The sequence below is a fragment of the Thermoflexibacter ruber genome (assembly GCF_900113045.1).
Lineage (GTDB): Bacteria > Bacteroidota > Bacteroidia > Cytophagales > Thermoflexibacteraceae > Thermoflexibacter > Thermoflexibacter ruber.
Genome location: NZ_FONY01000025.1, coordinates 27,548 through 40,202, shown reverse-complemented (window position 1 = coordinate 40,202; position 12,655 = coordinate 27,548). Strand labels below are relative to the sequence as shown.

At 39.1% G+C, this 12,655-nt stretch carries 9 protein-coding genes; 1 reads left to right on the top strand and 8 read right to left on the bottom strand.

What is annotated here, in order from left to right; genetic code table 11:
* Positions 1 to 200: 200 nt before the first annotated feature.
* The 8 genes from BM141_RS14060 to BM141_RS14025 form a co-directional block, all read right to left on the bottom strand.
* The gene (locus BM141_RS14060) at positions 201 to 1,388 is read right to left on the bottom strand and encodes a DNA recombination protein RmuC (RefSeq protein ID WP_091546768.1); all 1,188 of its coding nucleotides are present in this window, start codon (positions 1,386 to 1,388) and stop codon (positions 201 to 203) included.
* A 4-nt stretch (positions 1,389 to 1,392) separates the two neighbouring features.
* Positions 1,393 to 1,725 carry a hypothetical protein gene (locus BM141_RS14055; RefSeq protein WP_091546765.1) on the bottom strand — a complete coding sequence of 111 codons (333 nt, stop codon included), beginning with the start codon at positions 1,723 to 1,725 and terminating at the stop codon, positions 1,393 to 1,395.
* A gap of 34 nt (positions 1,726 to 1,759) precedes the next feature.
* Entirely contained in the window at positions 1,760 to 2,824 is a 1,065-nt protein-coding gene (locus BM141_RS14050; RefSeq protein ID WP_091546762.1) for a DUF3089 domain-containing protein, read from the bottom strand.
* Between the two features lie 177 nt (positions 2,825 to 3,001).
* Complete coding sequence (locus BM141_RS14045) at positions 3,002 to 4,021, bottom strand: endonuclease/exonuclease/phosphatase family protein (RefSeq protein WP_091546759.1); 1,020 nt, start codon at positions 4,019 to 4,021, stop codon at positions 3,002 to 3,004.
* Positions 4,022 to 4,042: 21 nt separating this feature from the next.
* Complete coding sequence (locus BM141_RS14040; RefSeq protein ID WP_091546757.1) at positions 4,043 to 5,248, bottom strand: response regulator; 1,206 nt, start codon at positions 5,246 to 5,248, stop codon at positions 4,043 to 4,045.
* Between the two features lie 149 nt (positions 5,249 to 5,397).
* Positions 5,398 to 7,731: an efflux RND transporter permease subunit gene (locus tag BM141_RS14035; RefSeq protein ID WP_091546755.1), complete on the bottom strand. Its 2,334-nt coding sequence runs from the start codon at positions 7,729 to 7,731 to the stop codon at positions 5,398 to 5,400.
* A gap of 66 nt (positions 7,732 to 7,797) precedes the next feature.
* Complete coding sequence (gene ribH / locus BM141_RS14030; RefSeq protein WP_091546753.1) at positions 7,798 to 8,274, bottom strand: 6,7-dimethyl-8-ribityllumazine synthase; 477 nt, start codon at positions 8,272 to 8,274, stop codon at positions 7,798 to 7,800.
* Between the two features lie 21 nt (positions 8,275 to 8,295).
* Entirely contained in the window at positions 8,296 to 8,889 is a 594-nt protein-coding gene (locus BM141_RS14025) for a hypothetical protein (protein ID WP_091546751.1), read from the bottom strand.
* Between the two features lie 296 nt (positions 8,890 to 9,185).
* Between BM141_RS14025 and BM141_RS14020 the strand changes: the two genes are divergently transcribed.
* Positions 9,186 to 12,359: a WD40/YVTN/BNR-like repeat-containing protein gene (locus BM141_RS14020; protein WP_091546748.1), complete on the top strand. Its 3,174-nt coding sequence runs from the start codon at positions 9,186 to 9,188 to the stop codon at positions 12,357 to 12,359.
* The last annotated feature ends 296 nt before the right edge of the window (positions 12,360 to 12,655 follow it).

Here is a 12,655-nt window from a genome sequence, read left to right as displayed (position 1 = left end):
AGGCTCTATGTAGCTACTCTTATCTTTTGTAAAAACACTTTCCAAGCGATTAGACTTGGAAAGTGTATAGCTGGGAAAGTACAATGAGAGGTTAAGAACAACTAAATTTGATAGAGTTAGATGCTCTTAACCTCATAATTTGGTTTTTTAAAAAAGGTACAAAAATTTGTGAGATTTTTTTAGGGCGGGAAATGAGGGATTTATTTATCCAACTCTCCTTCCTCAAATAAATTGGGAGAGAGGGATTTATTCGTTTTTATACCGAGTGCTTTCATTTTTTCTATCCTACTAAGTAAGTTGCCCTTGCCCGTACTGAGTTTGAGCATGACCTCCTCATAGGCATTTTGGGTGTATTGGATTTTTAGTCCTAAGTCTTTGAGTTCATTGACCAAGCCAACGGCTTTTTCGTACAACATACCACCCTCTTTGGCTATTTCCTCTGCGTAGCGATTTTGCTTTTCTTGCCTCCAAATACTTGCAACGGTTCGCAAGCAAGCAAGCAAGGTAGTCGCACTGACCAAAACTACTCCACGCTCAAAGGCAAGGTTTAGCAGGTCTGCATCGTGCTGTACTGCTAAGCTAAAAGCTGGCTCTATAGGTAAAAACATCAGAACAAAGTCAGGACTTTGGTTGGCATAGAGATTTTGATAGTTTTTTTGACTAAGTTCTATGATGTGCTGTCGGACAGCCGCAAGATGCTGTTTAAGGTACTGAGTTCTCTCCTGCTCGTTCTCCTCTGAGGCGCAGAATCGCTCATAAGCATTGAGCGAAACTTTGGCATCTATGATAAGGTACTTTTGGTTAGGTAGGCTGATAAGTACATCAGGCTGAAGCCGTTTCCCGTTGTCTGTGGTATGACTTTTTTGTAAAAAATATTCTCTTTCTTTTTCCAAGCCTGACTTTTCCAAAATACTTTCTAATATCATTTCTCCCCAATTCCCCTGTATTTTGGACTGTCCTTTGAGTGCTGTAGCGAGATTATTGGCTTCTTTGCTGATTTGCTGATTGAGCTGTTGGAGGTTTTTGATTTCTTTTTCCAAAGAAAAACGCTCTTTGGCTTCGCGGTCGTAGGTTTCTTCTACTTTTTTTCTGAAATCGCTGAGTTTTTCGCCAAAAGGGTCTAAAATATTTTTTAGGCTAAAATGGCTCTGCTCAGTGATTTTTCTACTTTTCTCCTCCAAGATTTCTGTAGCAATACTCTTGAACTCTGTGGTGATTTTTTCTTGCAAAAGAGAAATTTCTTGCTGTTTTTCAGCAACTTTTTCTTTCAAATTTTCATTGTTTGCCTTATAGATTGCCATTTTAGAAGCAAAGTAAAGACTTGCTATGAGCCAAGTCAGCAGACTGCCCAGCCCTATCCCCAACAGCAAAAAAATAAACTCTTCCATCTAATTACTTTTTGGCTTTTGAAATCCAAGTTTGTAGCTGCTCCTTCCCTACCTCCAAAAGCATGCTAATAGCCTGCTCTCTCAGCGAAGTAAGCCAAGTAGGTTCGGGGTCAGTTTGGCTCAACTCTTTTTCCCCTTTCTTTTTGCCTTTTTTATTCTTGTTACTAAGCCAATTTAAGCCTTTGTAAGCCAAAAAACCTGCTAAAATAGTTCCACCCACAGTAAAAGCCCCCTTAGAGGAAACTACTTTCTCTCTTGTTTCTAACAAGTTTTCTATGATTTTCAACTTATATTTTTCTCTTTGCAAGAGTAAAATTTCTTTTTGCTCTTCGTACATCTGATTATTAAGGTTTTAGTAATATATACTATGACTATTTTTGACCTAACTGCTGTAAAAAAGTTTCCGTACGCAATTTAACATTTTCCCTGACATTTAGATAAAACAGGTTATAATCGGCAATATGCCAATTTTTTACTTTTAAAAATAATTTTCCTCTGATATTGGGTTTGCTTATCCAGAGCATACCTTTGTGATTTTGAGCATCTACAAGTTTAGGCTTAGTAAGTTTAAATCCGCGTTCTACTCCTCCCTTATGCAAATCTTTGGCGGCATATTCCTCTGTAACTGTCCAAGTCAGAGGGTTTACGCTAACAGCGTATTGGAGTTTATCCTCATACTTCGGAGGGAAGTAGCCTTTGGCATACGTACTCCAAGTAGTATAACAACCTGTTTGTGAAGGGTTCTCACAAGGTTTTAACACTTGGAAATACGAAGGTAAGGTGGGCATACCTACTAAGTATGCCGATACCAGCTGCTTGCTAAGAGCTTTGCCGTCAAAAAATTCTTGCATTAATTTGATAGCGTGCTGAGTACCTTGACTATGTGAAGCTATGATGATAGGGCGACCTTCATTGTAGTTAGTCAGATAATATTGGAATGCAGTTCTTACATCTTGATACGCTAAATCAAATGCCTTTTGAGCATCTTGCTTGTTAGGGGTGTAGTAGGCATAAATATGGGCTTGGCGATAGCGAGGGGCATAGACTTTCCCACTTACATTAAATATGCTTGCTTGATTGAGGATAGTCCCTTGCTCAATTTTGAGATTCAGTTCAGCATCGTTTACATCTGCATTCCATTCATTGGGGCGAGTAGGCGGATAGGTGTAAATAGTGGGATAAATGAAAAATACGTCTGTTTTGGCTTGCGACTGTTGCTCTTTAAGGCTTTTGTCTGGCAGGCTATCGGCATAATCTTTTTTACTGGGAAGTGCTGCCCAGTGTTCTGGATTGCTATAATCAGGGGCTGGCGGTATAACTGCCTCCTCAAAACGCTTACTTAATACTGTAGGTTTATTTTGGAGCGTAATGCAACTTTGGAGCATGATAGCTAACAGGCAAAAGCTAAGGAAAGTAAATGTACTATTTTTTTTCATATCTTTTTCTTAATCAGTTTGAATTGTGTTTTTTCTTTGTTCAAAAATGCGAATTTCCCTGTCAAAAACTAAGTAATTTAACTTTTTTGTACGTTTCTAAACTCCATTGAATATTTTATATGGATAGACAGCATTTATAAGAACGACTAATTTTTTAACAGCTTATTGAGTATCCGACTAATCTAAGAACCTAAATTTCATCAGTACGGGCAGGTGGTCAGAAGCCGTTTTTACTTCGGTAACTACCCTACTTGCTAAACACTCGATTTTGTCAGAGGTATAAAAAATGTAATCTATTTGTATGGTAGGGTTATCCGCAGGGTAGGTCAGAAATTCTTTTTTACCAAAATGCTCAGGCGCAACTGCCGATTTGAGGTTAGTAATCTTCAGTATTTCATCTATCGTAGGCTCATAATCAGAGTTTTGACGAGAGGCTTCTGTGGGAGCAGGGCTGTTGAAATCTCCTAACAAGATGACGGGGTAGTACTTTGCATAGCGTTCAAAAAGTTCTGTTACCACTTTACCATGCTTCATGCGGGTAGGAGCGTCAAATGCTTCCAAATGTACGTTGATTATTACTACTTCTCTATCTCTAATTTTGAGCTTTACCACCTGAGCCAAACGGTCTATGTAAAATGCCTGCTCATAAAAAGGTAAGTTAGTACGCTCTAAAACCAATCTTTCATGAGTTAAAACGGGGAAATGAGTATGTAAGGACTGACCTGAAAGCACCCTGCCAAAATGGTAAGTTGGATTCCAAGAATATGGAAAAGGAACATAAACTTTGTCCCAGTTGATAGCGTCCAGTTGGTAGGCAAAACCAAGAGTTTGAGCGATTTTTTCTGATTGGTTTATGTCAAAACTTCTATCGCCTCCATAATCGATTTCTTGGTAAGTGACTATATCAGGCTGTATTTGTTTGAAAGTTTGAATAACATAGGCTAAATTTTGATAAAGAAATTCTTGAGTGCGGTCTGCTACCTTGTTGTTAGTCATTCCTGAAAGATAGCCAATATTGTAAGTAATAATGGTAAATACAGAGTCTGATGGCAATGGAGAGGCATTAGGGTAGGATTTATTGGCAAGATATTGGTTTGAACTAAGTTTTGGGCTACTTCCCCAATAAAAAAAAGCGACCAACCCTCCTGCACCAGCACACAGCAAAATCAAAATAAAGTAAAAAAACTTTCTAATCATAAGTAATACATTTAATCCGTATCAAATGGACTGCCTAATAGGTAAAGAAATTTTAAACTCTGTCCCCTTACCAAGTTCACTTGTAATAAATATGTTGCCGTGATGTTGTTCTACAATACTTTGTGCTATAGAAAGACTTAATCCTATGCCACGCTCATTATTGTTGAGAGAAAACAAAGGTTCAAAGATACGTTGTTGGCTCTCCTCGTTCATGCCTGCCCCTGTATCTTTGACATAAATAACGACGTGTCCTTCTCTCTCTTTTGTAGTTTTTATCCAAATTGTTCCCTGATTTTCAATGGATTGTATAGCATTTGAGAGAATATTCATAAAAAGCTGATTCAACTTGCTTGGATAGCACTCTATTTGAGGAAGATTACCATAGCTTTTGACTATTTGGATTCTCTCTTGGTATTGGCTCTGCAAAAGCAAAAGCGTGGTGTCTATGTTTTCATGTATGTCTATGATTTGGAGGTGGCTATCCTCTACTTTGGAAAAGGAACGCAAACCTTTGATAATCTCAGCAGTTCGTTCTGCTCCTTTCTCAATGCTATTGATTAGCCGTTGAATATCATGGGTCAGCCTGTCAAATTCCAATTCTTCTTTAAGGCTATTGATTTTTGCTAATTGTGCTTTCAACTTAGTATAGTCAGCCTCAGCCTGGTTGAGTTTTTCATACTCCTCTATTACTTCTCTAAAATAAGAAAAATTCAGTTTAAGGGCATTGATACCAGCATAGATAAAGTTAATGGGATTATTGATTTCGTGAGCTATCCCAGCGGTAAGCTGTCCTAAAGAAGCCATTTTCTCAGCTTGGATAAGTTGAGCAGTTTTTTTCTGAATCTCTCTGATATAGTTTTGGTTATCTATGACAGATTTAATTCTCGCTTTGAAAACTTCTTCTTTGATAGGTTTGGTGATGTAATCGCTTGCCCCTATAGCAAAGCATTGAGCCAATACCTTATCGTCGGTTTCATTGGTCATCATAATTACAGGTACATGCTGGTAGCGAGGGTGTTCTTTGACGGCTTGCAACAAACTGATGCCATCTTCCTCTGGCATATAGATATCTAACAATATCAAATCAAAATTTTCATTTTCAATACGTTGGAATAAAAAATTGGCTTTGGGGATAAAGCCATACTCGTACCCAAACTTCTGGAGCATTTCCCCTACCTGTCGGATAACGTGTTTTTCATCATCAACTATAAGAATCCGTGTTTTCATGGATTGTTAGTTACCAAAATAGTACTTTTAGCTTATAATTACAAGAGAGTCCGCACTAATCAATTACTCAAAGTAAAAGTAAAGCTAAATTTAGAAAAAATTGCTTAAAAAGAGGTACTAATTTTCAAATCAATGTTGTTTCATGGATTTTACACTTCCTCAGACCAATCATTCTGCGCTGCTTGTTGTTTTCCATTGTCAAAAGTAATGAGCAGAGAAGGTAATAGGATTAAACTTGTCAGCATGGCAATGAGCAAAGTAGTGGAGGTCAATGCTCCTAAGGCAACCGTTCCTCCAAATTCTGATACGGTGAAGATAATAAAACCTCCAAAAAGCACTAAAGAGGTATATATCATACTTACGCCTGTTTCTCTAATAGCAGTTATCACGGCTTCAAATACATTGCTATTAAGGGTAGAGAGGGCTTGTCTATAGCGAGCCAAGTAGTGAATAGAATCATCTACGGCAATGCCAAAGGTAATGCTGAAAATCAGTGCTGTACTTGGCTTGAGAGGAACACCTAAGTAACCCATCAAGCCTGCAGTTATCAATAGAGGGAGCATATTGGTAGAAATAGAAATAAGCATGATGCGTATATTTTTAAAGAGTATAGCAATAATACCTCCTATTACTACGATTGCAAGCAACAAACTTTGCTTTAAGTTGGTAATGAGATATTCATTGCCTTTGACAAACATCAGGGTAGTGCCTGTAACTTGTGCTTTCATACCTGCTTGTCCAAAAATTTGCAAGGCTTGGGGCGTAATATGATTGTCTATTAGGGAATCCATTTTTGCAGAACCTAAGTCAGCTACTTTCAACGAGATACGTATATACTGTCCAGAAGTATCTACAAATGTCTTGGTAAGGTTGTCTATCTCGCCTTGTTTGGGAATGTAGCGTTGGATAAAGGCAAGTTCGTTACGTGTTGGTAACTGAAAATCCAAAGGATTCTGGTCAAAGTAAGATTGTTTCGCTGCTTTTAAAAACGTAACCACCGAGAGTGCAGGACTAACGGAAGGTATATCTTGTAAGTAACGCTGAAAAGAGTCCAATTTAGATAAAACCTCAATTCTACGCGTAGATTTGGGTTTGCCTGTATCTACGACTATCTCTAAAGGCATAACTCCCTTGAAGTTTTCTTCTAAAAATCTCAAATCTTGAATGACTTTACTTGCGTCAGGAAGGTCATCTACCATATAGGAAACTGCTTTGATTCTCCATATTCCCAAGGCGGATACTACAGCCAGAGAAATAGCAATGGCATATACTTTGGTGCGGTGCGAAGATACTATTTGGATAATATTGCCTAAAATTTTCTTAATGAAAGCTAAGTCTAAGTGAGCTAACTGTTTTGCTGAGGGTGGAGGCAAATAAGAAAAGACAGCGGGGAGGTAGATAATGCTTATCAAAAAAGTAGCAATGATATTAATAGCAGCGACTAAACCAAACTCTTGAAGGATAGAAATTTGAGCGGTGGTCAAAGCCACAAAGCCTATGGCAGTAGTGGCATTAGTAATGAGTGTTACTATGCCTAATTTGCTAATGACGCGCACCATTGCTTTGATTTTATCTCCACTTTTGATGCACTCTTGATGAAACTTGGTGAGCAAATATACTGAGTTAGGAATACCTATGACTACCAGAATAGGAGGCAATAAACCTGTAAGAATAGTCATTTTAAAACCTAAAATTCCAAGTGTGCCTAATGTCCAAAATATAATCATACCTATCATTATCAAAGGGAAAATGACAGGTTGGAAAGACCTAAAAAATAAAAAAAGCACCACTACAGTAATGGAAAGGGACAGCACCAAAAAGATACTAAGTTCTTGTTTGATATTTTGGGCGGTAATTGTTCTGATGTAGGGAACGCCTGAGTAATGTACTTCTATTTTAGTTGCTTCGGTGAACTTCTCTACTTTTTTGATAATGCTGTTGAGTAAAGCCTCTCTTTTGACATTTTTAAAATAATCTGGATTAATAGCGATGGCTATCATCATCGCCCCGTTCTGTGTGTTCCAAATTTGTCCTTCGTAGAGCTTTAGGGTTCGTGCAAATTGGAGAGTGCTATCTAACTGAGCCTGATTGCTTGGGAGGTTTGGGAAAAGTAGCCTATATTCAAATTTTTTCTCCTCTTCGTTTTTATGAATGTATTTTAAGTTAGACAAAGATAAAATTCCATCTACCCCATCTATATTTTCTATTTCTTGGCAAAGTTGGTCTAACTTTTTGAATTTCTCTAATTGATATACAGTACTATCTTTGAATCCTATCACCATGAGGTTGCCGTCTTCTCCAAAAGTTTTCAAAAAGTTTTGGAAGTATATCATGGCGGGGTCATCAGCGGGAACAAGTTTGGCAAAATTGTAAGAGAGCTCTACTTTTCTGCTTTGGTAAGCCATGAAGCCCGTCAGCGTGAATAGAAGGATTAAAAATGGTAGTCGGTATTTGATAACAAATTTGGCAAAGTTTGCCCACATAGTCACGTAATGAGTTTTGAAATTATGAACTGATAAAATCCATAATTTGATTTCTGTAAAATTAAATTAAAAACCAAGCATTTTAATTGCTGCGATTGCTGCCTCGTCCCCCTTGTTGCCGTGTTTGCCACCAGCGCGGTCAAGAGCTTGTTTTTGATTATCTGGGGTTAAAACTCCAAAAATCACAGGTTTATTGTATTTCAAAGCTACTTGTGTAATGCCTTGGGCAACTGCCTGACAGATAAACTCAAAGTGTCGAGTTTCTCCTTGGATAACACAACCCAAGCAAATCACCGCATCAATCTCCTCTTGCTGAGCCATGTATTGCGCTCCCAGACTTAGTTCATAGCTACCTGGTACATTTTTTCTGATAATATTCTCCTCCTTTGCCCCGTGCTTGAGTAGGGTTTGGGAAGCTCCTTTGTATAGTTTCTCTGTTACTTCTTCGTTCCACTCAGAAACGACTAAGGCAAACCTTTTTTCAGAAATATCTGTAAGGTTCTTATCAGAATACACACTTAAATTTTTATTAGCCGAAGACATTTTTTTAAAAGTGATGAAAAGTTACTGATTTTTTGGCTTGATGATTCCATTGATTTCATAAACCATGCTATCCTTGAACACTACTTTCTGAAATCCTTGTATAGTATAGGCATGAAGTTGCTCATTTTTAACTTTCATACTCATTTTTCTACTAATTTCGTATAGTTGGTTATTTTCTGCATATACAATTTTGACTTCTTCTACATTGATGTTTTCTATGCTCCCATCACCACCCAAAACTAATTGTATTTCTCTTACCTTCACTCTATCTTCTTTAGCCAAATAACTCAAAGTATGTGCTTGTTTATCTTCCTTGATGTCATAGCTTCCTACTAAGGAAGGAGAATTAACGTCTGCCTCTTTAAACAAAGCCAACTCTTTTGCCCAGTTGATAGAGTCAGAGAAAATTTTTTGTTGTTTTCCATCTAAATAGATTTTCTTTTCTACCAATAAGGATTGCTTGGATAGTTTATCTACTTGCTTTTGTACAAAGGAAGCTAAGTCAAAATATCTTTTTTCATTTTCTTTACTTGATGCGGTAGGGCTACATGCCTCTATGACAAGAAAAAACAAAAAAAAGATAAAATAAAAAAAGGTAAACGTATATTTTCTCACTATTTAGGAAGTTAGTTCATTTTCAAATCGCTTGCAAGTTAGCCAAAAATTAGACAAAGTGTTACAATCTTGGTTTAATTATCTTGTAAAACAAATCTTTCCCCGCCCTCAATAGCAATCTTACCCAAAGTTTCTTACTTTTGACTACTTAAATGAAAACGTATCACTTCCTGTAAAAATCAACCAATTCTTATATTTTTATTTTTGCAAATAATTGAAAATCAGTTCTTGCAAAAATAATTCATAATTTATAACTTACCAACTCATTAATTTATAATCTCTTATAATTAGAAAACATGAAGCGACTCTTATCATTAACCCTAATACTTGTGTTATCACAAGTATTATTTACCTTACCAACCTATGCCCAAAAGAAGGTTGGTACAGCGACTACAGCTACCTCTGCTACCAGAATGTACGACAGCACCCTCTACAATGCCTTGGAATGGCGAAGCATTGGTCCCTTTCGTGGGGGGCGTTCTTGTGCTGTTACAGGGGTAGAAGGACAACCCAATGTTTATTACATGGGAGCTACGGGTGGTGGTGTATGGAAAACCACCGATGCAGGCAACACTTGGTTCAACATCTCTGACGGTTATTTTGGTGGCTCTATCGGGGCAGTAGCAGTGGCAGAATCCGACCCTAATATCATCTATGTAGGCGGGGGCGAAAAAACGGTACGTGGCAACGTTTCGCATGGCTACGGAGTTTGGAAAAGCTATGATGCAGGAAAAACTTGGCAATGCGTTGGCTTAGAGACCTCTCAGCGTATTTCTCGCATTCGTATTCACCCAAAAAATCCTGACATTGCCTACGCCGCAGTCATGGGACACCTTTTCGGACCTAACGAGGAGAGAGGTGTTTACAAGACTACTGACGGAGGGAAAACTTGGAGAAGGGTGCTTTTCGTAAACAATTTGGCAGGAGCGGTGGACTTGATTTTAGACCCGAATAATCCAAGAATTATCTTTGCCAGCACTTGGAGAGTCATTCGCACTCCTTATAGCATGGAAAGTGGTGGAGAAGGTTCGGCTCTTTGGCACAGCACTGATGGCGGGGAAACGTGGAAAGATATTTCTAAAAACAAAGGATTGCCCAAAGGTATTTGGGGAATTGTAGGCGTTACCATTTCTCCTGTCAATTCCAATCGGGTTTGGGCAATTATAGAAAACCAAGACGGCGGCGTATATCGTTCTGATGACGGTGGCACTACTTGGGCGAAGGTCAATGACAACCGAAACTTGAGGCAAAGAGCATGGTACTACACTCGCATCTACGCGGACACCCAAGATGAAAACATGGTCTATGTCATGAACGTAAGCTATGGTGTTTCCAGAGATGGAGGCAGGAATTTTGAAATGAAGAATGCTCCTCATGGCGACCACCACGACCTTTGGATTTCCAAGCAAAACCACAACTATATGATTATTGCTGATGACGGTGGGGCGCAAGTAAGTCTTGACGGTGGAAACAATTTTACTACTTATCATAACCAACCTACTGCTCAATATTACAGAGTAGTAACAGACAATAGCTTCCCTTACCGCATCTACGTAGCCCAGCAAGACAATTCAACTTTAAGAGTTCGCCACAGAACGACCAACTTTGCAGGAATTACAGAAAAAGATTGGGAAGAAACCGCAGGAGGTGAGAGTGGACACATCGCCGTCGACCCTAAGAATAATGACATCGTGTATGGTGGCTCTTATGATGGCTATTTGACCCGCTTAGACCACAGCACAGGCGAGGAGAGAACCATAGATGTTTACCCCGACAACCCGATGGGCGATGGGGCAATTGGGGCAAAATATAGATTCCAATGGAACTTCCCAATTTTCTTCTCACCCAATAGTCCAAATACTCTTTACGCCGCAGGTAATCATCTTTTCAAAACAACGAATGAAGGGCAATCTTGGGAAAAAATAAGCCCTGATTTGACCCGAAATGATGTTTCAAAGATGGGTAGCTCAGGCGGCCCTATCACCAAAGACAATACCAGCGTAGAGTACTACTGCACTATTTTCGCCGCTTGCGAATCGCCTTACGAGAAAGACTTGCTTTGGGTAGGCTCTGATGATGGTTTGATTCATGTAAGCAAAGATGGTGGGAAAAATTGGGAAAATGTAACCCCTCCCAAAAACATTATGCCCGAATGGTTGATGATTAACAGCATTGACCCGCACCCATTCGTGAAAGGAGGAGCTTACGTTGCTGGTACACTCTATAAAGCCAATGACTTCCAACCTTATCTATATAAAACCTTAGATTACGGAAAAACTTGGACAAAAATTACCAATGGAATCCCTAAATCACACTTTACCAGAGTATTGCGTGCCGACCCTGTGCGTCCAGGATTGCTTTATGCTGGTACAGAAACGGGCATGTATATTTCCTTTGATGACGGAGCAAATTGGCAACCTTTCCAACTCAACTTGCCTATAGTGCCAATTACCGACTTGACGATTAAAGACGGCGACCTCATTGCCGCTACGCAAGGCAGAAGTTTGTGGATTATAGATGACCTTACGCCTGTGCGAGAGTTGAAACCTGAACACAAGGATAAAAATTTGATTGTTTTTACACCAAGGAAAACATACAGAATAGAAGGAGGAAATGGTGGGAATCCGCTTTTAGTAGGTAAAAATCCTCCTAACGGTGTGGTTTTGCAGTATTACCTCAAATCTGCCCCTGACTCTGCCAATGTATTGAGCATTGAGATTTTGGACAAAAACCAAAAACTTATTAAGAAATACGCTTCCAATGCCAAAGAAAGAGCAGACCAAGTAGAAGCAAAAGCGGGAGGCAATCGCTTTGCATGGAATATGCGCTACCCTAATGCAGAAACCTTCGAGGGCATGATTCTGTGGAACAGGAGAGGCTTGCAAGGAGCGATGGCTGTACCGGGAACTTATTACGCCAAGATAAAATTTGGTAAGGACTCTACAACTGTGCCATTTGAAATCGTCAAAGACCCAAGACTGACCGTAAGCCAAGAGGATTTGCAAGCCCAATTTGACTTTTTGATAGAAATAAGGGACAAACTTACCGAAACCCACAAGGCTATCAAAGACATCAGAAGTATCAGAACGCAAATGAACGCCTACAAACAACTCTTAGACAAGGACAAGCACAAGGAAGTCTTGGACGCTATCAAGGACTTTGACAAGAAAACCACTGAAATAGAGGAAAAACTCTACCAAACCAAAAATCGCAGTGGACAAGACCCGCTCAACTTCCCTATTCGCCTAAACGACAAACTAAGCGGGGTAGCAGGGGTAGCGGCAAGCGGTAACTATCGCCCTACTGACCAAGCCGTAGAGGTGAAAAAAGACCTCACAGCCAAGATAGATGCCGAACTTTCCAAGCTAAAAACTATCTTTGAAAACGACTTGCCCAAACTCAACCAACTCATTAAAAATCAAAATATTGACCCATTGATGTTGAAAAAAGAGGAGAAGAAGTCGCAGTAAGGAGAAATTAGACCAGACCTATCAGGTTTTCAAAACCTGACAGGTCTTTGGAATTTTTGAGTAATATTACTCACTATTTTTGAGCAAAGTCTGCTATTTCTCAGAACATAAAAACCCTCTAACTTTGTAACATCAAAATGGTTAAAATTATAATCGCTACGGCGAGCCATTAAAGATATTTATTAAGGGGGTAAATTGAGCGGCGAACCGCTGGGCGGTATTCCGCTAAAAAAATATTGGAACAGTCCTTTTGCTTTGCGAGGGGACTGTTTTTTTATTTGTCTTTATAAAACTTT